The following is a 23814-nucleotide window of genomic DNA, read 5'->3' on the forward strand; positions in this document are numbered from 1 at the left end:
CTCCTGATCATCACGCCGTTCGGCCTCATGACGATGCTGCTCCTCTGCCTGTCCTACGTCGGCCTGGGCAAGGGCAATTCATCGCTGCACTGGTGGATAGCCGGGGACCTGCTTTTGGCCGCCTACCGCCTCGTCGCCCTGATGCAACCAGGCATTGCCGCCGGCGCGCTGTCCTGGCTCGGCCTGTTCCCGCCAGCGGTGGCCTTCGTCGCCGGCACCGCGCTGTTGTTGATGGCCATCGGCAGCCACACCCTCGCCCTCTATCACCTGATGGAACGCAGCGACAGTCGCGGCTGGCACCTGAAGATCGGCTTCGGCCCCGCCCTGCTCTACGGCGTCGTCGCCGTGATCGCCCTGCACGGCAGCTACCTCATTCCGTGGTTCTCACTGGCCATCAGCCTGACCATCGCCCTGCAGCTGAACATCACCCTCCAGTTGCGCAAGCGCTATCGCGGTGCCTGGGGCCTGCTCGCCGGGCAGTCCGCGCTGATCCTCTTCCACGGCTGGACGCTGATCGTGCTAACCCTGCACCCGATCCCGCCGTTGCCCTTCGACCGCCCCGACCTGCCCTCCATCAACGCGCTGTTCATGGACTTCATGGTCTCGTTCCTGTTCACCCTCAGCTACGCGCTGATGCTCCAGGAGCAACTGCGCCAGCACGTGCAGCAACTGAGCATCACCGACACCCTGACCGGCGCCCTCAACCGCCGCGGCGCTGCCCCCATCCTCAATCGGGAATGGGCCCAGGCCGCCGAGCAACGCAGCCCCATGGCCGTCGCCATGATCGACCTCGACCACTTCAAGGCGATCAACGACCAGTACGGCCACGCCGCCGGTGACGCCGCCCTGCAGGCCTTCTCCGACACGGTCAACCGCCTCAAGCGCCAGAGCGACATCTTCGTGCGCTGGGGCGGCGAGGAATTCCTCCTGCTCTTCCCCCATACCGATATCCAGCAGGCGCAGAACTTCATGGCCCGCCTGCGCGACACCCTCAGGCGCGCCCCCGTCTCGCCCACCCTGCCCCTGCACATCGGCTTCAGCGCCGGCCTGGCCGACAGCGGCACCATTGGCAGCGCGCCGCAGTTCGAAGTCCTGCTCAAAGCGGTGGACAAGGCCCTCTACCGCGCCAAGCGCCAGCGCGACCGGGTAGAACGGGTGGAAACCGTCGACCTCTGAAACGCCCTCCTTTATAGGTGCGCCTCCACCACCGACTTCACCCGCGCCAACGCTCCCTGCAGCACCGGTATTTCCACCGAGCCCAATGCCAGCCGCAACGCATGGGGCACATGGAGGGATATGGCGAAAGGTTCGGCAGTCGAGACCGATATCTGCTCGCGCATCAGCGCCATCGCCACCTGATCGGCACGGGCATCCTCCGCTAGCGGCAACCAGAGGAAATACGAATCGGGATGGCGCACCACCGGCAGCCCCGCCAGTAACTCACCGGCCAGTGCCTGCCTGGCCCGGGCGTCCTCGCGCTTCTGCGATTCCAACCGGGCCACGGTACCGTCCTCCACCCAGCCACAGGCAATCGCCGTCAGTACCCCCGCTGTATTCCAGGCGGTCGCACGGATGGTGCGCTCCAGTGCCGGCACCAGGGATGCAGGCGCCGCCACGAAACCAACCCGTAATCCCGTCGCCACGCTTTTCGAGAACCCGGATACATAGACCGTCCGCTCCGGCGCCAATGCCGCAACAGGAGGCGGCGTCCCCTCGGCGAGAAAGGCATAGGCCGCGTCCTCGATGATGCGCAGTTCATGGCGCCGCGCGATCGCCACCAGGCGCTCCCGCTGCTCGATCGGCATCACCCAGCCCAGCGGGTTGTGCAACGTCGGCATGGTGTAGAGCACCCGCACCGGTCGTTCCCGGCAAAGCCTTTCCAGGGCAGCGAGATCTGGCCCTGTAGCGCCACAGGGAATGGCCACCAGCTCCACCCGCAACGCCTCCGCCAGTACCTTGAAGCCGGGATAAGTCAGGGCATCCGCCGCCACCACATCGCCCGGCTGCAGCAGCGCCATCATCGCCACCGCCAGCCCGTGCTGGGCGCCGTTGACGATCAACACCTGCTGCGCCGCCACCTCCAGCCCCCGGTTAGCCAGGTGACGGGCCATCACCGCGCGCTCGTGCAGGCGCCCACCATGGGGTTGATAACGCAGCAGCGCTTCCAGGTCCCCACTCAGCGCCAACTGGCGCAGTGCCGTGCGCAACAGCTCCGCCTGCCCCGGCACCGAGGGGTAGTTGAAATTGAGGTCGATCATCCCGGCCTCGACGTCCTGCTGATCCACCCCCAGCCCGGGCGGCAGCGACACCTCCCTCACGAAGGTTCCACGCCCCGTCTCCCCGCTCACCAGCCCCATCGCCTCCAGTTCCGCATAGACGCGGGACGCGGTGACCAACGCCAGCCCCTGCTCCGCCGCCAATTGGCGATGGGTCGGCAGGCGTGTACCCGGCGACAAGCGCCCGGAGCGGATATGAGCGGCAAACGCATCGACCAGGGCCTTGTAGCGGGAGCGTGGCATCAGATGTATCCATGACAATATTTTGATTGTGCTGATTCTTGGTCATAGCATCCGCCCCACGCAAGCCGGCCAAGCGCCGCAGCGAACCACCCCCAGAACCAGCACGGACAGCGAGCCGCCATGAAAGCAGCCCTCGAACCCAACACCCCGACGCTCGCCGCCAACTCCGCCAGCGGCTGGCTCAATGGCTTCATCGGCGTGCTCATCTTCAGCGGCTCGCTGCCCGCCACACGCTTCGCCGTGCAGGAACTGGACCCCACCTTCCTCACCGTCGCCCGCGCCAGCATCGCCGGCCTCCTCGCCCTGTGCCTGCTGCTGGCATCCGGCGAGCGGCGCCCAACCCGCCAACAGTTGCTGCCCCTGGCCGTCGTCGCGCTGGGCGTCGTGCTCGGCTTCCCCCTGCTCACCGCACTGGCCCTGCAATACGTCACCTCCGCCCACTCCATCGTCTTCCTCGGCCTCCTGCCCCTGGCCACCGCCCTATTCGGCGTGGTGCGCGGCGGGGAGCGTCCAGCTGCCGCCTTCTGGGCCTTTTCGATACTGGGCAGCCTGCTGGTGGTCGGCTTCGCCCTCTCCCAGGGGCTCACCGCGTCGCCCCAGGGCGATCTGCTGATGCTCCTGGCCATCGTCGTCTGCGGGCTCGGTTATGCCGAAGGCGCCAAGCTGTCGAGAGCGCTGGGTGGCTGGCAGGTGATCTGCTGGGCACTGGTCCTGTCATTGCCGATCATGGCCATCGCCACCTTGATGTACCTGCCGCCGTCCCTCACCACAATCAGCCTGCCCACCTGGCTCAGCCTCGGCTACGTCTCGCTGTTCAGCATGCTCATCGGCTTCGTCTTCTGGTACCGCGGCCTCGCCCAGGGTGGCATCGCTGCCGTCGGCCAGCTGCAACTCTTGCAGCCCTTCTTCGGCCTGGCGCTGGCGGCCGGCTTGCTGCACGAAGAGGTCAGCCCCGCCATGCTCGGCGTCACCCTGGCGGTCATCCTCTGCGTCGCCGGCGCACGCCGTTTCGCTCGCTGACCGCCCGTCCCGGCGCGCCACGGCAGCCGCGCGCAAACCGTCTACAGTCAGTGCGGAGGCGATCCCGGCGATCCCGGCATCGCCATGACCCTGCCCTCGCCCACCGGCGAAACAGCATCGGCCTCAGCCACGAGCTGAGCGCAACCACTGGAAGGTGCCGCACATGCCGAAGTCCGTATTGAACTGGTTCATCGAACACGCCACCGAACTGAGTCACCAGCAATCCTCCCCCTGCGATTGCGTCGCCGCCCTCGCGCCCTGCATGGCCGAGCTGATCCACAACGCCCCCGGTTTCCTCGAGCCCGAGCACTACCGCAGCGACCCGACGCACTACGCGCGCAACCTCATCCACCGCTCGGCCAACGACGACCTCTCGCTCTACGCCCTGGTGTGGATGCCCGGCCAATGGACGCCCGTGCACGACCACGGCAGCTGGGGCGTGGTCGGCATCGTCGAGGGCGTGCTCGAGGAGCGCAGCTACATCTGCATGAACAGCGAACGCAACCGCGACGAGGGCATCGAGCTCGCCCGCGGCGGCGTCATCCTGCTGCCCAGCGGCGCCGTCACCAGCTTCGTGCCCGACCCCGACCACATCCACATCACCGGCGTGCCCACCGAACGCCCACGCACCGTCAGCCTGCATCTCTATGGCCGGCTGATGCACAACTTCCATATCTACGATGTGGCCAGCGGCACCCGGCAGCTCACCGAGGTCGAGCACAACGCATCGCACTAGAGTCCGTCACAGCCCCCGCATCCGCGCCTCGACAACCACGCTGCCGCGCCCTAGCATCCGCCGGCGGCTCGCGGCCGCGTGGTTAAAGGACGAGGGGCCAGGCCCCGGCAAGGACAGGACATGGAAAAGACCGACTTCGGCATCGCCCGCTTTCTCATCCACGGCTTTCTCACCCGTGAGGAATGCCAGGCCCACATTCGCATGAGCGAAGCCATGGGCTACGAGGAGGCGGCCATCCAGATGCGCGACGGTGCGCACGAGATCCACAAGAACATCCGCAACAACGACCGCATCCTCTTCGACGACCCGGCGCTGGCCAACCAGCTGCTGGAGCGCGCGCGTCCCTGGCTGCCGGCCTGCCTGGACAACGAATGGGAGCTAGTGGGGCTCAACGAACGCTTCCGCTTCTACCGCTACACGCCCGAGCAGTACTTCAAGTGGCACCGCGACGGTTTCTACCGCCGCAGCCAGGACGAGATCAGCCAGCTGACCTTCCTGCTCTACCTCAACGACGACTACGAAGGCGGCGAGACCCAGTTCCGTGGCGAAGACAGCATCCGCCCCGAGGCCGGCATGCTGCTGGTCTTCCCCCACCCGATCATGCACCAGGGCGCGCCCATCACCGCCGGGGTGAAGTACGTGCTGCGCAGCGACGTGATGTACCGCCGCCTGCCCTGATCACCACAGGACGCCTCAGGCTGCATTCAATCTACAGACCATGACGCAACCGCCGTAGGGTGGGCTTCAGCCCACCACTCCGCCCCTGGAGACCGAACACCCCAGGGGATCGCCCCGCCCCATCACGGCTCGCTGAACGAGCGGTGCATGCCATCGGTAAGCGGCCCGGCGATGTAGTTGAACAGCGAGCGCTCGCCCGTAAGGATGGCGACGCTCACCGGCACACCCGGCAGCAACGGGTAGCGGGTGCCGCGGTGGACGAAGGCGTCCTGGTTCGGGCGGATGCGCACGCGGTAATACGGCACCTTCTGCTCGTCGAGCACCGAATCCGGGCTGATGTCCACCACCTCGCCATCGATGGGCTGGAAGCCCCGGGCAATCGAGGAAACCAGCTGGATGCGCGCCTGCTGGCCGAGGTTGACCATGCCGATGTCGCCTACCGGCAGGCGGGTCTCGATCGTCAGCGGCTCGTCCGCCGGCACCAGGGTCATCAGGGTGCCGCCGGGCTGGATCACGCCGCCCTCGGTGACCACCTGCAGGGTCATCACCACACCCTCGATGGGCGAACGCACCACCTGCCGCTCGCGGCTGTCGGAGAACTTGCGCAGGCGCTCCTGCAGCTCGGTGATCTGCCGGCGCGCTTCGGCCAGTTCCTTCTGCAGCTCTTCGTTGCCACCGGAATCCAGCGAGGTCAGCGCCGCCTGCTCCTGGCGCTGGGCGGCCAATACGCGGCCCAGGGACGCCTGGGTTTCCTGCAGGGTGCCGCGCAGCTGCTCCTCGTCCTTGAGCAGCTCCAGGTGCTCGTAGCGGTTGGCCAGGCCTTCCTTCATCAGCTTCTCGCTGATGGCGATCTGTTGCCGCAGCAGCTTGAGCTTGGCGCTGAGGTGAGCGCTACGGGCTTTCAGCTCCTTCTCCTCGGCATCACGCTGGAGGATCTTCTGCTGCTGCTCCTCGTAGCGGCTGCCCAGGCGGCTCTTCTGGGCGATGAACAGGTCACGGTTGACCTTCACCTGCTCGGGGTAGTCCTTGGCCAGTTCCTCCGGTACCTGCATCTCGTCGGCCCCGGCCAGCTGGGCCTCCAGGCGGAGGGCGCGGATGCGCAGCGAGCTCAGCAACGCCTCGGTCTCGCGGCCTTCGGAAAGGGTCGAGACGCGCTCCACCTCCGCCAGCGGCTCACCGGCCGCCACGCGCTGGCCCTCGCGCACCAGGATGCGACGGACGATGCCGCCCTCCAGGTGCTGCACCAGCTTGGTCTGGCCCATCGAGGCCACCTCGCCGGTGGAATGGCTGGCGATGTCCAGGGTGAACAGCGCCGACCACAACAGCAACGCGCCCAGCAGCAGTGCCAGCAAGCGGATGGTCAGGCGGCTGCCCAGCAGCTCGTCGCCGGGCAATGCATCGCCTTGGGCCGGCAGGAAGACACCCACCAGTCGGCGCAGCAACGGGTTGTTCTCGAAGGCGCCCAGCAGGCGGTCGGCGGCGCGGCCGAGGCGGGTCGGCTGGTCGTCCAGGGGCAGGCTCTGTTCAGACATGGCTGGCTCCTGCGCGAGCGGGCTCGCGGGCGGGTTCACGCAGCACGCGGGGCACCGGCTTGTGGTTGAGGTCGATCACCGCATCGGCGGCCCCGAGGATGAAGGGCTCGTTGCTCATCACCACCAGGGTGCGGCCCTCTCGGGCCAAGCGGCTGAGCAGCGCGGCGATGGCCTTGCAGCCCTCGGCGTCGACGCCCTCGGTGGGGTCGTCCAGCACCACCAGGCGCCCCTCCCCCAGCACCGCGCGCACCAGCGCCAGGCGCCGGCGGATGCCCAGCGGAATGTTCGCCCCGCCGTTGCGCAGGGCCAGGCCCAGGCCTTCGGCGCCGCCTTCGACGAAGGCGCCCACGGCCAGCTCGCGACACAGCTCCAGCACGCGTGCGTCCGGGGTTTCCGGCGCCAGCACGCAGAGGTTCTCGCGCAGGGTGCCGTCGAAGAACTGCGGCTCCTGGGGCAGGTAGGCCACCTGCCGGCGCCACCACTGCGGGTCGGCCTGGCGCAGGTCCATGCCGTCCACCAGCAGGTGCCCGCGCAGGGGTTCCAGCAGGCCCACCAGCAGCCGCGCCATGGTGGTCTTGCCGCTGCCGTTGGCGCCGGTGAAGGCCAGCACCTTGCCGGCTTCCAGCTGGTAGTCGAAGTGCTCCAGCACCGGCACCGCCTGCTTGGGATAGGAAAACGCCATGTCCTCGAAGCGCAGGGCACCCTGCATCTGCCCCAGGCGTACGCCCTCGGCGCGCTCGCGGGGGATGGCGCAGAGCTGGCGCACCAGGTCCAGGGCGCGCTGGCCACGGCCAATCTGCTCGCCCAGGCCCAGAGCCCGGGTCAGCGCCGCCAGGGCACGGCTGGCGAGGATGTTGCAGCCGATCAGCGAACCGACGTCGAGGTTGCCCGCCAGCACCTGGCGGGCGCCCAGGCCCATGATCACCATGCCGAGGATCAGCGTCCCGGCGTAGCTGGCGTTCTGCATGGTGTTCTGCAGGCGGTTGAGCTGCGCGCGCTGCTCGGCCTGGTCGTCGGCGCAGGCGCGCCACTTCTCCTTCAGCACATCGGCCGCCGAGAAGGCGCGGACCATCTCGCCGCCGGCGGTGAGGTTGTGCTGGTAGCCGGCCATCTGGATGGCGATACGGCTCTGCGCTTCCATCGGCTCGCGCAGGCGGCGCTGGGCCAGCAACGAGACCAGCGCCACGCCGGCCATCACCAGCAATGTCATGCCGGCGAGGAAGGGGCTGAGCATGCCCAGCACCACCACGAAGACGAAGGCGAAGGGCGTGTCCAGCAGGGTCACCAGGTTCGGCGCGCCGAAGCACTGCTGCACCGTGCTCTGCCCGGAAAGGATCTCGCGCCGGGCGCTGTGGGGCAGTTGCTCCACCAGCGCGTACTGGCCACGGGCGCTGCTCTCGAACAGGGTCTCGCCCAGCTCGGTGTCGGCGCGGGCGCACAGCCACTGGGCCACCCGCAGGCGGGCGTTGCGCAGCAGCACCTCGAAGCCCACCGCCAGCAGTGCGCCCAGGGTCAGGGTCAGCAGGGTGGCGTCCACCCCCAGGGCCAGGTAGCGGTTGAGCACGTGGATGCTGTACAGCGAGCTGGCCAGGCCGAGCAGGTTGATCAACAGCGAAGACAGCAGCAATTCCAGGCGGAGCCTGGGCTGCAGGGCGATGCGGCGGAGAAACTCGTTCATCTCGGTACTACTCGGTAAAAGCGGAAATCCCCTCCGCGTTGCAGCGCGGAGGGGATCGGGTCACACCGTGTGGGGTTGGATCACGTCCTGTGGCAGGTTGTGCGCATCGGGTTGGTTGGCCAGCTCGGCCAGGGCGACAAGTCCACTGCCGTCCGTGCCGCTGGCGGTGTCGGCGTCGTAGTACAGCCGGGTGACGTCGCCGTTGGAGATCAGGAAGAAGGCCGAGCCACTGTGCTGGCCACTGCCGCTGATCATCGCCTCCAGCTCGTCGAGCTGGCCGTTGCTGCCGGTGCCGAACTGGAACTGCCCCGAGGCGAAGCTCACCCGGTATACGTCGGCATCGCCCTGGGCCGCGAGCTTGGCCAGGGTGTCCATCACATCGCCGGTGAAGGCCTGGGACACCGAGGTCAGGTTGCTCAGCCCACCGAAGGCCGTCGGGTCGAAGGTCAGGTGATCGACGCCGGCCTGGAAGTCGAGGATCGCGTCCATGCCGTCGCCCGGCGAGGTGTAGTGGAAGCGGTCCGCGCCAGCACCACCGCGCAGTACGTCCGCACCGCTGCCACCCACCAGCAGGTCGTCGCCGGCGCCGCCGTCGAGCACGTCGCTGCCGGCCCCGCCGAACAGACGGTCGTTACCGCCCAGGCCAGCCAGGTTGTCAGCACCCGAGGTGCCGGTGAGCAGGTCATCGCCAGCGCCGGCGACATCGTCGTTGCGCAAGGTCACGTCCTTGCTGATCAGCACATAGGGGCTGTTGGCCGCCGAGCGCAGGACGATGGACATCAGCTCATCGGCCTCCACCGCGCGGTCGCCGTTCACCGAGAAGCTGAAGCTCGCGGTGGTGCTGCCGGCAGCGAAGGTCACGCTGCCGGAAGGCCAGGCGCCGCCGAAGTCATCGGCATCCACGCCCTGGCCGGCGCCCGGTTGCAGGCTCCAGTAGAAGGTCTCGGCGCTGGCGGACGGGTTGCGGGTCACCTGGTAGGTCACCAGGGTGGCGCCCGCGTCGCCTTCCAGCACGCTGTCCGGGCCGCTGATGCCCAGGCCCAGGTCGTCGTCACGGATGGTCCCGCCGAGGCTGGTGGAACCGCCGGCGATGGCCGGGTGGCTGAAGGTCAGAGTGAAGGACTCGTCGCCCTCGCGCAGGGAGTCACCACGGATCGGCAGGCTGAACACCATCTCCGAGACGCCAGCGGCCAGGGTGATGGTGCCGGTCAGCGGCAGGGTGAAGTCGTTGGCGTCCACCGCACCGGCGATGCTGTAGGTGATGGTCAGCGCCGCGTCGTCCGGGCCCGCCCGCAGGATGCGGTAGGTCAGCGGCGTGGTGGTGCCGGGGCCGCCTTCCAGGCGGCTGCTGTCCATGGCCAGCACGGTCAGGGCCACGTCGTCGCCCTGGATGGTGGCGCGGGCGCTGCCCTGCAGCGGGTTGACGCTGCTGCCACCGCCGCTGCTGGAAAGCTGCACGGTGAACTGCTCGTCGGACTCGCCGATGTCGTCGCCGTACACCGCCACTTCCAGCACCTTGCTGGTCTCGCCGGCGGCGAACTGCAGCACGCCGCCAGGCAGCACGCCACCGACGAAGTCGACCGCGTCCGCCGATGCCGAGCCGCTGCCGGCCACCGACCAGTCGATGCTCGCCGCCGAGCTGGTGTCGCCGCTGCGGGTCACGGTGAAGCGGAAAATGGTGGTCGCCCCGCCGTTGCCTTCCGCCAGCACGCTGTCCACCACGCGGATGGCGAACTGGTTGTCGTCGTTGACGAGGGTGCCGCTGGCGCGGTCGTTGATCAGGTCGATGCCCTGCGGGCCGCTGAGTACCACCTCGAAGCCCTGGTCCGGGCCGAGCACGTCGTCGCCCTGCACGCGGATGACGATGTCCTTGTAGGTCTCGCCGTCGGCGAACACCAGCGAGCCCGAAGGCAGCACGCCGCCGACGAAGCTGCCGGCATTGGCCGGGTAGGTGCCTGCGCCCTGCAGCGCCCAGTCGACGCTGACGCTGCCGTTGCTGTCGCCCACCCGCTCCACGCGGTAGGTAAACTCGGTCACCTGGCCCTGGTTGCCCTCGTCCTGGCGATCACTGCCGAGCACCGCGATGCTCAGGCCACGGTCGTCGTTGAGGAGGGTGACGCTGGCCTCGCCCGTGAGGATGGTCGCCCCCTCGGCATCGCTGAGCACCACGGAGAAGGTCTCGTCGCGCTCGCCCAGGGTGTCGGCATCCACGTAGACGGTGATGGTCTTGGTGGTCTCGCCGGCGCCGAAGGCCACCACGCCGCTGAGGAAGATGCCGCCGAAGTCCTCGGCGTTGACCGGGTTGGCGCCGCTGGGCACCAGGTCCCAGAGCACGCTGGCCGGGCCGGAGAGGTCGCCGCCACGGGTCACGGTGAAGGTCACCGCGGTCTGCTGGCCGTCGCTGCCTTCCACCACCTGGGCGGCGTCGGCGGCGATCCACAGCACCGGGTCGTCGTTGAGCACCACCGATTCCACCGGGCCGGTGGTGATGGTGGAGCCGTAGCTGGGGTTCTCCAGCCACACCTGGAAGCTTTCGTCCTCCTCGCCCAGCTCGTCGCCACGCACGGCCACGGTGAAGGTCTTGCTGGTCTCGCCGTCGGCAAAGTGCACGGTGCCGCTGAGGGCGGCGAACTCGGCGTCGCTGAGCGCGTGGATGCCGACCCCGGCGGCGCGCCAGTCGACGCTGGCGGCGCCCACCGAGCTGCCGCTGCGGTCGATGCGGAAGGTGAACAGAGTCAGGCCGTCATCGCCTTCCACCGCTTCGCGGGTCACCGCGCTCAGGGCGAGGCTGTCGTCGTCGTTGCGAATGGTGCCCACCTGGCCATTGCCGACGATATCGGCGTTGGCGCTGGGGTTGGACAGCTGCAGGGTGAACTGCTCGTCGCCCTCGTCCAGGCCATCGCCCAGCACATCGATGTAGATGTCCTTGTGGGTCTCGCCGGCGGCGAACACCAGCTGGCCGCTGGGCAACACACCACCCGGGAAGTCGGCGGCGCTGGCGCTGCCGGCCTGCACGGCCCAGTCGACGCGGGTCTCGCCACTGGAGTCGCCGCTGCGGGTCACGGTGAAGTGCAGGCGGCCCGGCGTGCCGGCGTCGCCTTCGTAGGCCTGGGCGGTGACGCTGGCCAAGGTCAGGTCGACGTCGTCGTTGCGGATGGTGCCGGCGGCACTGGAGGCGGCCGGGTCGATGCTGCTGCCGGCGCCCGGCTGGTACAGCTCGACGCTGAAGCCTTCGTCCAGCTCCACGTCGCGGTCGCTGCGCACCGGAATGCTCAGCACCATCTCGCTCTGGCCGTCGGCGAAGGTCAGGGTGCCGCTGGTGACGCTGAAGTCGCTGGCGTCGGTGCCGCCGTGGACGATGCGCCAGCTCACGGTGGAGGTGCCTTCGGTGCTGCCGGTACGGGTCACGGTGAAGGTCAGCGCGGTGCCCTCGCTGGCCTCGGCGGCGCGCGGGGCGATGGCGAACACGTCGTCATCGTTGCGGATCACCGCGTCCACCTGCTGGTTGGCGAAGGTGTGGCTGAGGCTGTCGCTGGGCGCCTGCAGGCTGAGGGTGAAGCCTTCGTCCGCTTCCAGGCGGCTGTCGCCGGCGACCCAGACGATCACGGTCTGGCTCATCTGGCCCTCGGCGAAGGTCAGCTCGCCGAAGGGCAGCTGGCCGCCGACGAAGTCGTCCGCCGAGGCCGGGCTGGCGCCGCTGCCGGCGACGCTCCAGGCCAGGCTGGTGGCCAGGCCGCTGCCGCTGCGGGTGACCAGGAAGCTGTAGCCGGTGGCGCCGCTGTCGCCTTCCACCGGGGTGGCGACCACGGCGAGGTTCCACTGCACGTCGTCGCTGACGATGGTGCCGGTGGCGCTGCCCACCTTGATGTCGGTGCCGGCGGAGGCATTGCCCAGCACCATCTGGAAGGACTCGTCGCCCTCCAGGGTGCGGTCGCCGAGGACCACGATGCTGATGGTCTGGCTGGCCGCGTCGCCCGAGGCGAAGCTCAGGCTGCCGCTGGGCAGCACGCCGCCGAGGAAGTCGGCGGCATCGGCCAGGCCCTGCAGGCTCCAGTCGAGGCTGGTAGCACGGTCGAGGTTGCCGCTGCGGCTGACGGTGAAGGTGTAGACGGTCTGCACGCCGTCGTGGCCTTCGACGTGGCGCGCATCGGTGGCGACCAGGGTCACCGAGACATCGTCGTTGACGATGGTGGCGTCCGCCGTGGCCTGGGTGAAGACCACGCCGTCGGCGCTGTTCAGGCTGAGGCGGAAGTCCTCGTTGGCCTCGCCGCTGTAGTCGCCACGCACCGGTACGCGGATGGTCAGCTGCTCCTGGCCGGCGGCGAAGGTGACGCTGCCGCTGGTGGCGAGGAAGTCATCCGCCGAGGCCGGGTTGGCGCCGATGCCGGCGACGCTCCAGTTGATGGTCTCGGTGCCGCTGAGCTTGCCGCTGCGGGTGAGCACGAAGTCGAACCAGGTGGTCTGGCCGTCGTCGCCTTCCGCCTGGGCGGCGGGGGCGGCGACGTCGATCACCACGTCGTCGGCGCGGATCAGGCCATCGGCGCTGGCCTGGCCGATCACCAGGCCGCTGGACGGGTTGCTCAGCACCAGGCTGAAGCCCTCGTCGCTCTCGGCCAGCAGGTCGCCACGCACGTTGACGGTGAGGGTGACGCTGGCCTGGCCGGCCGGCAGCACCAGCGAGCCGGAAGGCAACACGCCCAAGGCGAAGTCGCTGCCATCGGCCGGGTGCGCGCCACTGCCCACCACCGCCCAGTCGACGGTCTTGGCCTGGTCCAGCGAGCCGGTGCGGGTGATGGTGAAGGTAAAGGCGGTGGTGCCGCTGTTGCCTTCGGCCTTGCTCGCGTCGGTGGCGGCGATGCTGATGCTGGCGTCGTCGTTGAGGATGGTGCTGCTGGCGCTGCCGGTCTGGATCTGCGCGCCACTGGCGTTGCCCAGCACCAGGTTGAAGGCCTCGTCGCCTTCCACCAGGGTGTCGCCGTTCACCAGCACGGTGATGGTCTTGCTCGACTCGCCGTCGGCGAACACCAGGCTGCCGCTGGGCAGGCCGGCGTTGTCGCCCAGCAGGTCGGCACTGGCGAAGTCCGCCGCGTTGGCCGCACTGGAACCCAGGCGCCAGGCCACCGAGGCGCTGCCGCTGGTATCGCCGGTGCGGGTCACGGTGAAGGTGAAGGCGGTGGTGCCGCCCTGCCCTTCGCCACGGCTGACCTGGTCGGCACTGATGTTGAAGGCCGCGTCATCGTTGAGGATGGTGCCCTCGGCCGTGCCCTGGGCGATGGTGTCGCCGGCGGTGCCGGAGCCCAGGCTGATCTGCACGCTGTAGGTCTCGTCGACCTCGGCCACGGCATCCTGGCTGGACTGGATGCTGATGGTCTTGGTCAGCTCGCCCGGGGCGAAGATCACCAGGCCCGACATCGCCTGGCCATTCAGGTCCGCCGCATCTGCGCTGCCGTTGAGCAGGATCTGCCAGCCGATGGCCTGGTTCTGCTCGGTGCTGTGGCTGCGGGTGATGACGAAGGTCTGCGCCTGGCCCTCGCTGGTCGCCCCCTGCAGCGGCGCGATGGAGAAGGTCGCGTCGTCGTTGCGGATGGTGCCGGTGGCGGTGGTGCGGATCGGGTCGCTGATATCGCCGCTGAAGCTGCCGAGGACAATGCGGAACTGCTCCACCTGCTCGGGCGTGACGTCGCCGACCACGGTCACGCTGATGGTCTTGCTGGTCTCGCCGGCAGCGAAGCTCAGGCTGCCGCTGGTGGCGCCGCTGAAATCGGCGGCGCTGGTGCTGTCGTGCAGCAGCGACCAGCTCATGGACGAGGCGCCGCTGGTCACGCCGGAACGGGTGACGGTGAAGGTCAGCACCTGGTTGGCGTCGCTCTCGGTGATCGAGGCGTCGGCGATGCTGATGCCGGTGTCGTCGTTGGTGATGGTCAGGGTCGCGCTGTTCTGCGACAGGCTGCGGGTCACGCCCGGGCCGTTGAGGGTCTCCTCGTAGAACACCACGCGGAAGGTTTCGTTGGCCTCCACCGTGCCGTCGCCGCGCACGGAGAAGGTGATGGTGCCGGTGGTGACGCCATCGGCGAAGCCCAGGGTACCGCTGGGCAGCACGCCGCCGGTGAAGTCGGAGGCATCCGCCGCGTTGCCGCCGATGCCTTCCACGCGCCATTTCACCGTGCCGGAACCGCTGTAGCCGCTGCGCACCACGTTCAGCGAGAAGGTCGCGGACTGGCCGGCGCCGGTTTCCGCCAGGCTGCTGGAGACAGGGGTGATGCTGTAGGCGGTGTCGGCATCGTAGAGGGTGCCGGCGACATCCATGCTGGTGGCGGTGCTGGCCACGGAGGCGTCGCTGCCGAAGCGCACGGTGGAGCCGGTGGTGTCGCCCGGCGCGCTGAGGCGCAGGGTGAAGCCCTCGGTGCTCTCGATGCTGCCATCGAGCTTGAGCAGGTTGGCCAGGGAGATGACGTAGCTGCTCTGGCCGCCGACGAGGGTGAAGCTGCCGCTGGTGCTGACGAAGTCGGCGCTGCCGGCGGTGCCGCTGACCAGGGTGTAGTTCAGCGTCACGTCGTTATCCAGGCGTCCGGAACGCGAAATGGAGACGTTCAGCGGCTGGCCTTCGTAGCCGGCGACGCTCGGGGTGGCGTTGCCGAAGCCGCCCACCCACAGGCGGATGTCGTCGTTGCGCAGGGTGGTGCTGGCGCTGGCCTGGCCCGGGTCGATGTTGGTGGGGCCGTACTCGTCACGGTAGGTGCCGCTGATCAGGCCGTTGTTGTAGGCGGTCAGCGGGTCCAGCAGGGTCAGGGTGAGGCCGGTGTCCGGCTCGATCACGGTGTCGCCACCGAAGGTCACGGTCACCTGCTTGCTGGTCTCGCCGGCGGCGAAGCTGACCACGCCGTAGGTGGTGTTGGAGTAGGGCGAGGTGGACCAGGCGGTGTTGCCACCGTAGCCACTCACCTGGCCGCCGTTGGCGCCGCCCCAGTTGATGTTGTTGCCGACGATCTGCCAGGCCACGGAGCTGGCGTAGTCGATGCTGCCGCCGGGCTGCACGGTGCGGGTGATGGTGAAGGTCACGCTGGTACTGGCGGCGCTGCCCTCGAACACCTGGGTGCTGCCGGCGCTGACGCCCAGCAGCGCGGCCGGCTCGTCGTCGTAGACGCGGCCCGTGGCGCTGGAACCGATGGAGGGCGTCTCGATGTCGCCATCCAGGTTCTGCGGGTTGCCCAGCACCAGGGTGGCTTCCTCGCGCCAGGTCTCGGCGAGGCCGTCGTTGATCGTGCGCAGGCTGATGGTCTTGGTCAGCTGGCCATCGGTGTAGGTGAAGCTGCCGCTCAGGGTGCGTGTGCCGGCGTTCCACGACAGGCCCGGGTTGTTGGCCAGGATCCAGTCCATGTCCAGGTCGGCGGGGTCGAGCTTGTACCAGGTGCTGCGGGTGTTGTTGGTCTCGTTGGTGCTCTCGGAGCCGCCCAGCTGGATGGACCAGTCCACCGAATCCGTGCCGCGCTGGTCGCCGCTGCGGGTGATGGTGTAGACGAGGTCCTGCCCTTCGTTGACATGCGCCACGCTGGCGTCGAAGCGGGTGTCGTCGTTCTGCAGCACCACGTGGTTGTTGACGTAGCCGGGGTTGGCGGTGGAGCCGCCCTGGATGCTGCTGCCCGGGCTGGCCTGGGTCAGGTAGAGGCGGAAGGCCTCGTCCTGCTCGCCGGCATCGTCCACCTTGGTGCGGATGGTGACGTAGGCCACCGACTGGCCATCGACGAACTCCACGCGGCCGGAGGGCACGGTGTCGTTCCAGAAGTCGCTGGCGTCGGTGGCGGTGTAGCTGCTGACGCTGGTCTGCACCGCCCAGTCCACCCAGGCGGTGCCGGCGGTGGAAACGGTGCGGTACACGGCGAAGGTGTGCTCGATGTAGCCGTCGGCTGCGTTGCCGCCGTCGGCCACGGTGTCACCCTCGGCGCGGGTGCGCCCGGAGGTCGGGGTGTCCTGGATATAGAACTCCGCCTCGTCGCGCTGGATCTCGCCGAACAGGTACACGCCGCTGGCGCTGGTGTTGGCCTGCAGCGTGTTGTCGCTGGTGTAGATGTTCTGGGTGCCGGTCTGCGGCGCTACCAGTTCATCGATGCCGCCGCTGTTGGTAAACAGCACCTTGAACCACTGGTCGTCCTCCACCGTGTCGTCGCCGCGCACAGTGAGGGTGATGGTCTTGCTGGTCTCGCCGCTGGCGAAGGTGACGGTGCCCGACGGCAGGGTGCCGCCGTTGAAGTCGACGCCATCGGCCGCGTATTCCCAACGGCTACTGCCGTATTCCCAGATGTCCTGGCCGGTGGTGCTCCAGTTGACCGTGGAGGTCTTGGCCAAGTCGCCGCTGCGGGTCAGGGTGATGGTGTAGGTGGTGTTCTCGCCGGCGACCTTCTCGGCCTGGCGGGCCTGGGCCCACTCGACGGTGACCCGGGTGTCGTCGTTGGTGATGGTGCTCTGGTAGCTGCCATTGGCGCCGATGGAGGTGCCGCTGCTGGCGCCGCTGAGCACCAGGTTGAAGCGCTCGTTGCCCTCGACGCTGCCCACGCCGGTGTCGCCGTAGGCGTAGACGGTGATGGTCTTGCTGCTCTCGCCGGCGGCGAAGCTCAGGGTGCCGGAGGGCGTCAGGTAGGCCGAGCCGTTGGTGAAGTCGGCGGCATTGGTGTCCAGGTGCTGGACGCTCCAGTTCACCGTGCTGGCCTGGTCCAGGTTGCCGGTGCGGGTCACGGTGTAGGTGAAGGGCGCACCGGTGCCGTGGACGCCGTCGCCCTCGCTGCGGCTGGTGGTGCCGGCGGTGATGTTCAGCTCCGCGTCATCGTTGCGCACGGTGCCGGTGGCGCTGCCGGTGGTGATCTCGGTGCCGGCGGAGGCGTTCTCCAGCACCAGCTTGAGCACCTCGTTGGCCTCCAGCCTGCTGTCGGCGGCGATGCGCACGGTGATGGTCTTGCTGTTCTCCCCCGCAGCGAAGTTCAGGGTGCCGTAGGGGATGCCGTCGCCATCGAGCAGCACACCGCCCGGTTGGCTGCCGTAGAAGTCGGCGCCGTCCACCGCGTTGGCCACGCTCGGGTCGACACGCCACTGCACGCTGCTGGCCTGGTTCAGGTAGCCGCCCCGGCTGACGCTGAAGGTGAAGTCCACGTAGCCGCTGTTGCCCTCGCCCTTGTCCGCCGACAGCGCGCTGATGCTCAGGGTGGCGTCGTCGTTGGTCAGGGTGGTGGTGGCGCTGGCGGTGCCGATCACGCTGTTGGCCGGCGGGTTGGACAGGGTCACGGTGAGCGCTTCGTCGCCCTCGTACACCGAGTCGCCCTTGACGCGGATGACTACCGTCGCAGTGGCCTGGCCATCGGCGAAGCTGAGGGTGCCGGTGCTGCCCTGGCCGGCGCCCAGGTCGCTGGCGTCGAGGCCGCCGCTGAGGGTCCAGGTCAGGTCGCGGCTGCCGGCGAGCGAGCCGCTGCGGGTCACGGTGAAGCTCACCAGGCGCTCGCCGCTGTTGCCTTCGGCCAGGCTCGCGGCGTCGGCGACGATGGCGAAGCTGGCGTCGTCGTTGAGGATGCGCGTGCTGGCGCTGCCCTGCCCCGCTTCGACGGTGCCGCCCTGCGGGTTGAACAGTTCCACCTGGAGCAGCTCGTCGGCCTCCACCAGGTTGTCGCCGCGCACGCGGATGGTGATGGTCTGGGTGTCGCTGCCGTTGGCGGTGAAGCTCACCGTGCCGCTGGGCAGGCCGCCGTTGTTGCCGTTGCCGTCCTGGCCACTGGCGAAGTCGCTGGTGTCCAGGCCGGTGGCGCTCTTCAGGCGCCACTGCACGGTGCCGGCGGCCGTGCTCAGGCCGCTGCGGGTGACGGTGAAGGTGATGTCGGTGAAGGCACCCTGGGTGCCCTCGGCCTGTTCCGCCGGGGCGCTGATGCTGAAGTTGGTGTCGTCGTCCTGCACGGTGGTGGTGGCGGTGGCGCCGGTTACCAGGCCCGCGCTGGGGTTGCTCAGGGTCAGGGTGAAGGCCTCGCTGCCCTCCACGCGGCTGTCGCCGGCCAGCTCGAAGCTGACGGTGAGCTCGGACTGGCCCGGGGCGAAGGTCAGGGTGCCGCTGGGCAGGCTGCCCAGGGTGTCGCTGGCATCGCCGCCATTGGCGCCGCTGACGGCGTAGTCGACCGTGGCGCTGCCGGACAGCTCGCCGCTGCGCACGATGCGGTAGATCACCGTCTGGCTGCCGCCGGTGCCTTCGCTGACGGTGGCGCGCTCGGCGACCACGGCGAAGCCCTGGTCGTCGTTGCGGATCACGCCTTCGGCGCTGCCGTCCACCACGCTCTGCGGGGTGCCGTCGCCCAGGCGGGCGTTGCCCAGGTTGACGCTGAAGGTCTCGTCGGCCTCCACCACCAGGTCGCCCTTGACCAGAATGGTCAGGGTCTTGCTGGCCTCGCCGGCGGCGAAGCTCAGGGTGCCGGTGCTGGCGTCGAAGTCGGCGGCGTTGGCGATGCCGGCCAGGGACCAGTCCACCAGCGCGGCCGAGCCCAGGTCGCCGGCGCGGGTCACGGTGAAGGTGAAGGCGGTGGTGCCGCTGTGACCTTCGGCCTTGTCGGCGGCGAGCGGGCTGATGGAGAAGCCCAGGTCGTCGTTGTCGATGCGGCTGTCGGCGCTGCCGACGGTCAGTTCGGTGTTGCCGTCGCGGGCCTCCAGGCTGACGCCGAAGGTCTCGTCCAGTTCGATGTGGCCGTCGCCGGACACGCGCACGGTGACCTGGGCGCTGGTCTGGCCCTCGGCGAACTGCAGGGTGCCGGACGGCAGGCCGCCGTTCGCGCCCAGGGCGTCCTGGCCGCTGATGAAGTCGGCGAGGCTGGCGGCGTCGACGCCCTGCCCCACCGCCACCTTCCAGTCGACGCTGGTGGCGCGCAGGTCGCCGGCGCGGGTCACGGTGAAGGTGAAGCTGCGTTCCTGGCCGGCATCGCCTTCGGCGGCGCTGGCCTGGTCGGCGACGATGGACAGGCCGACGTCATCGTTGCGCACCAGGGTGCTGGCGCTGCCGGTGAGCAGCTGGGTCTGGTCGTGGGCGGGGTTCTCCGCCGGGTTGGCCAGGGTCAGGGTGAGGGTCTCGTCGCTTTCCAGCACGGCGTCGCCGGCCAGGGTCAGTTCGATCACCTTGGAGGTCTCGCCGGCGGCGAACTGCACCAGGCCGTTGAGGGCGGTGCCGGCGGAGAAGTCGTCGGCCTGCAGGCCGCTGGCGGTCCAGGTCACGCTGACCGGGCCGGACAGGTCGCCGCTGCGGGTGACGGTGAAGCGCAGCACCTGGGTCTCGCCCGTGGCGCCTTCGGCCACCTCGGCCTGCTGCGCCTGGATGCGGATGCCGACGTCGTCGGAAACGATGCTGCCCTGAGCCTGGCCGGTGAGTATCTCGGCATGGCCGCTGGCATTGCCCAGGGTGACGGTGAAGGCCTCGTCGCCCTCGACGTCACGGTCGCCACGCACGGCGACCTGGATCACCTTGCTGGTCTCGCCCGGAGCGAAGGTCAGGGTGCCGGCCGGCAGCACGCCACCGGCGAAGTCGGCCGCATCCACCTGGCCGGAGAGGCTCCAGTCCACGGTGGTGGTGCCGCTGGTGACGCCGGAGCGGGTCACGGTGAATTCATGGATGACGCTGCCGTTGTCGCCTTCCACCAAACCGCTGCGGGTGGTGGCGATGGCCAGGCCGGTGTCGTCGTTGGTGACGGTGGCCGACGCCGAGGCAGTGCCCAGGCTGGAGCCGGTCGCCGGGTCGTAGAGTTCCACGCGCAGGCCTTCGCTGGCCTCCAGGCGGTAGTCGCCGGCCACCTGCAGGGTGATGGTCTTGCTGGTGTCGCCGTTGGCGAAGTTGAGGATGCCGCCGGGCAGCACGCCCCCGACGAAGTCGGCGCCGTCCACCGGGTTGCCGCCCTCGCCCACCACGCGCCAGGCGACGCTGCCGGTGCCGCCCAGGTAGCCGCTGCGGTTGACCAGGAAGCTCAGCTCGGCCACCTGGCCGTCGCCGCCTTCGTTGACGCTGGCGGCCTGGGCCTGGATGGCGAACTGCTGGTCGTCGTTGAGCAGCTGGCCGTTGATGCTGCCGTTGCCCACGGTGGCGCCGGGGTTCGGCGTGCCGAGGCTGAGGACGAAGCTCTCGTCGCCTTCGAGCTGGGAGTCGGTGGCGATGTGCAGGACGATCTCCAGGCGATCGACGCCCGCAGCGAAGACCAGGGTGCCGCTGGGCAGCACGCCGCCGACGAAGTCGCTGCCGTCCACGCCGTTGATGGCGCCGGGGGCGAGGCTCCAGGTGATGGTGTCGCTGCCGGCGAGGTCGCCGCTGCGCTCGACCACGTAGCGCAGCTCACGGGTGCCGCCGCTGCCCTCGAAGCTGTCGGCCTGGGACAACAGGTTGAACACCACGTCGTCGTTGCGGATCACCCCGGTGGCCTGGCCGACGGAAATTTCGGCGCCGGCGCTGGGGTTGCTCAGCACCACCTGGAAGGTTTCGTTGGCCTCCAGCACATTGTCCGGGGACAGCGGCAGGGTCACCACCAGGCTCTGCACGCCGCGGCCGAACTCCAGGGTGCCGCTGAAGACGGTGCCGGATAGGAAGTCGGCGAGGCTGGCGGAGTCGGCGTCGTTGCCGAACACCACGCGCCAGTCGACGCTGACGCTCTGGGTCAGGTCGCCCTGGCGCTGCACGGTGAAGTTGAGCTGGCGCGGGGTGTCGCTGTTGCCTTCGGCGGCGGTCAGGCCGCTGCCGTCGAGGGTCAGGCGCGCGTCGTCGTTGATCAGGCTGCCGGTGGCACGGTCCTGGACCACGGTCATGCCCGGGGTGCTGGTGGCGATCACCACCTGCAGGCCCTCGGTGGGTTCGTACTGGCTGTCCGGGCTGGGGCTGAAGCGGATCACCGCACTGCTCTGGCCGGCAGCGAACTCGATGGTGCCGGACGGCAGGGTGCCGCCGAAGTCAGCGGCGTCCACCGGGTTGTTGCCGTAGCCCTGCACCTGCCACTGCACGGTGCCCGGCAGCGACAGCTCGCCGCTGCGGGTGACCACGAATTCCAGCACCGGCGCAGCGCTGGTGCCCTCGCGGACGTTGGCGGTGCGCGCGGTGATGGACACCGCCTGGTCGTCCGGGTCGATGCTGGCCAGGGCCGCGCCGACGTCGATCTGGCTGTTGGCGTCCTGGGCCTGCAGGGCCACGGTGTAGCTCTCGGTGCCCTCGATCAGGCTGTCACCGTTGAGGCGCACGTAGATGACCTTGCTGCTCTCGCCGGCGGCGAACTGCACCACGCCGCTCATGGGCTGGTCGGCGGCGAAGTCGTTGACGTCGGCCGGCAGCTCGCCGTAGCCGGCGATCTGGTAGCCGATCTGCCCGGCGCCGCTGGTGTTGCCGGTGCGGGTGATGACGAAGGCCTGCACGCCACCGGTGCCGTTGCCCTCGGTGGTGGACGCGGTCAGCGCCTCGATGCTGTAGGTGGATTCGTCGGTACGGATGGTGCCGTAGGCCTCGCCGTTGATGACCTGCACGCCGGCCGGCGGGTTGTGCAGCACGATGCCGAAGGTCTCGTCGGTTTCCGCCAGGTTGTCGCCCTTGACCCAGACGGTGACCAGCTTCTGGGTCTCGTTGGCGGCGAAGGTGACGCTGCCGCTGGGCATGCCATCGGCCATGCCCAGCTGGTTCTGCCCGGCGATGAAGTCGTTGGCGTCGGCGGCGTGGGCGCCGACCCGTACGAAGCGCCAGTCGATGGTGAGGTCCTGGCCCAGCAGCTCGGAGCGGGTCACCAGGAAGGTGATCGCGGTCTGCTGGCCCTGGCCGCCCTCGACCACGTCCATGGTCACGCCGCGCAGGCTGACGCCGGTGTCGTCGTTGACGAGCTGGGTGCTGGCGCTGCCGCCGGAAACCCGCAGGTTGCTCTGGTCGCTCTGCAGGCTGACGGTGAGGGTTTCGTCATCCTCCACATCGCGGTCGCCGCGCACGGTGAGGACGATCTCGCGGCTGGTCTCGCCGGCGGCGAACTCCAGGGTGCCGCCGCTGATGCCTTCGACCAGGTCGTCGGCATCGACGCCGCTGACCGACCAGCGCACCGAGCCGCTGCTCTGGGCGTCGGTACGGGTGACGGTGAAGCTGACGGTGGTGGTGGTGCCGCTGTCGCCCTCGGTGACCTGGGCCTGGTTGGCGCGGATGGACACCAGGCCGTCGTCGTTGACCACGGTGGTACTGGCGCTGGCGGTGCCGATGATGAGGTTGGCGCTGGGGTTGCCCAGGGTGACCGTGAGCACTTCGCTGGGCTCGACCACGCGGTCGCCCAGCAGCGGGATGGTAATGGTCTTGCTCACCTCGCCGACGCCGAAGACCAGGCTGCCGGAGGACAGCGGGCCGCCGATGTCAGCGGCGTCCAGACCGCTGGCGCTCCAGTCCACGGTGGCGGCGGCACGGCCGTTGTCACGAGTGACGACGAAGGTCAGCAGCTGCTGGTCGCCCTCGTCGCCTTCGAGCACCTGCAGGCGGGTGGCGACGACGCTGACGGTGGCTTCGTTGTCGAGGATCTGGGTGCTGGCGCTGGCCTGGCCGCCGAGCTGGCTGCCGGCGCTGGGGCCGCTAAGGGTTACGGTGGCGGTGCGGTCGCCCTGGGCGAAGTAGTCGCCAGGCACCTCGATGCGGATCTCCTGGGTCATCTGCCCTTCGGCGAAGGCCAGCAGGCCGCCGGGCAGGTTGCCGCCGAACAGGGCCGGGTCCAGGCCATCGAGGTTCCACTGCACCTGGCTGACGCCGGTGCCGCCGCTGCGGCTGACGGTGAAGACCAGCACCAGGGTCTCGCCGTCGTCGCCCTCCAGCACCTCGGGGGCGCCGGCGACACTGAGCACCGAGACCGGCTCGCTGGTATCACCGCTCAGGGTCGGTGCGGCCGGCGGCTCGAAGCCCGCCGGCAGCTCGCTGTTGGTGCCCGCGGACAGGCTGCTGCCGATGCCGGTGTCGCCGCGCAGGTTGGGGAACACGCCGAGGCCGCCACCGGCGACGCCGGAGGTGCCCTGGCTGGCCGCACCGGTGCCGATGCCGGAGCTGACGCCGCCGAGCAGGCCCGGGCCCATGCCGTCGAGGTTGAGCATGGCCAGTTCCGGCGGTACGCCGGGCGGCAGCATGCCGCTGCCGGTGGCGTCACCGGTGAGCGCAGCCTGCTCGGGGCGGAAGGTCACGGCCTGCTGGTCGAGGCCGATGTCCTGACCGAACAGGCCGGTGATCTCGGGGCGGTAGGTGCTGTCGAAGGGCGACGGGCCGGGGATCGGCGCAGCGTCGGCCTGGCCGGGCAGCGGGGTCGCCTCCAGGGCCTGGACGCCGTCGTGGCGCTCGGCCGGTGCGTCCGGCTGGGCCGGGAACTGAGCCTCCGCGAGCCAGCCCTTGACCCAGGCGCTGGCGTCCACCGCAGCGTTGCCGGCGACGGCGGCGCTGGCCTGGGCCGCCATGGCCTGGCGCAGGGCCGCAGCCATCTGCAGCGGGATGCCGGCGGCCAGGAGCATGTCGTGCATGGTCTGCAGGGCCTGCTCCAGCGAGGTGACCTCGGCGGGCGCATGGCCGGTCAGGAAGTCCGTCACCACCTGAACGGCACGTACCAGGGTTTCGATCTGCGCGCTCGTCAATTCAGCCATCTCGGCTACTCCTGCGGATGCTGTTTA

Annotated in this window: 8 protein-coding genes (1 of these 8 running past the window's edge); 4 read left to right on the forward strand and 4 right to left on the reverse strand. The window is 69.3% G+C overall.

Features of this window, described 5'->3' with window-relative positions; genetic code table 11:
- Positions 1-1176, forward strand: the 3' portion of a protein-coding gene (locus PSm6_RS00285; protein WP_021219946.1) for a GGDEF domain-containing protein. 27 nt of this gene lie to the left of the window's left edge; only the last 1176 of its 1203 coding nucleotides appear in the window; the start codon falls outside the window, past its left edge; the stop codon is at positions 1174-1176.
- An 11-nt stretch (positions 1177-1187) separates the two neighbouring features.
- Here PSm6_RS00285 and PSm6_RS00290 read toward each other — a convergent pair whose 3' ends face one another.
- Positions 1188-2519 (reverse strand): aminotransferase-like domain-containing protein, encoded by a 1332-nt coding sequence (locus PSm6_RS00290; protein WP_265169235.1) that lies wholly within the window; start codon positions 2517-2519, stop codon positions 1188-1190.
- Between the two features lie 120 nt (positions 2520-2639).
- Between PSm6_RS00290 and PSm6_RS00295 the strand changes: the two genes are divergently transcribed.
- From PSm6_RS00295 to PSm6_RS00305, 3 genes are all read left to right on the forward strand, one after another.
- The gene (locus PSm6_RS00295; protein WP_184488090.1) at positions 2640-3539 is read left to right on the forward strand and encodes a DMT family transporter; all 900 of its coding nucleotides are present in this window, start codon (positions 2640-2642) and stop codon (positions 3537-3539) included.
- Between the two features lie 163 nt (positions 3540-3702).
- On the forward strand, positions 3703-4275 hold the full coding sequence (locus PSm6_RS00300) for a cysteine dioxygenase family protein (RefSeq protein WP_265169236.1): 573 nt from the start codon (positions 3703-3705) through the stop codon (positions 4273-4275).
- A 120-nt stretch (positions 4276-4395) separates the two neighbouring features.
- Entirely contained in the window at positions 4396-4953 is a 558-nt protein-coding gene (locus PSm6_RS00305) for a prolyl hydroxylase family protein (protein WP_265169237.1), read from the forward strand.
- A 122-nt stretch (positions 4954-5075) separates the two neighbouring features.
- On the opposite strand, the gene PSm6_RS00310 is transcribed toward PSm6_RS00305, so the two are convergent.
- Genes PSm6_RS00310 through PSm6_RS00325 form a run of 3 tightly spaced genes read right to left on the reverse strand, consistent with a single transcriptional unit; the run spans position 5076 to position 23787 of the window.
- Positions 5076-6485, reverse strand: coding sequence for an HlyD family type I secretion periplasmic adaptor subunit (locus PSm6_RS00310; RefSeq protein ID WP_265169238.1), 1410 nt, complete (start codon positions 6483-6485; stop codon positions 5076-5078).
- A complete protein-coding gene (locus tag PSm6_RS00315; protein ID WP_265169239.1) occupies positions 6478-8163 on the reverse strand; it encodes an ATP-binding cassette domain-containing protein in 1686 nt (561 codons plus the stop codon). Before PSm6_RS00315 ends, PSm6_RS00310 begins: the two co-directional genes overlap by 8 nt.
- 60 nt (positions 8164-8223) lie before the next feature.
- Entirely contained in the window at positions 8224-23787 is a 15564-nt protein-coding gene (locus tag PSm6_RS00325) for a Calx-beta domain-containing protein (protein ID WP_286672677.1), read from the reverse strand.
- Between the last annotated feature and the right edge of the window lie 27 nt (positions 23788-23814).

Origin of the sequence: Pseudomonas solani (assembly GCF_026072635.1) — a bacterium.
Lineage (GTDB): Bacteria > Pseudomonadota > Gammaproteobacteria > Pseudomonadales > Pseudomonadaceae > Metapseudomonas > Metapseudomonas solani.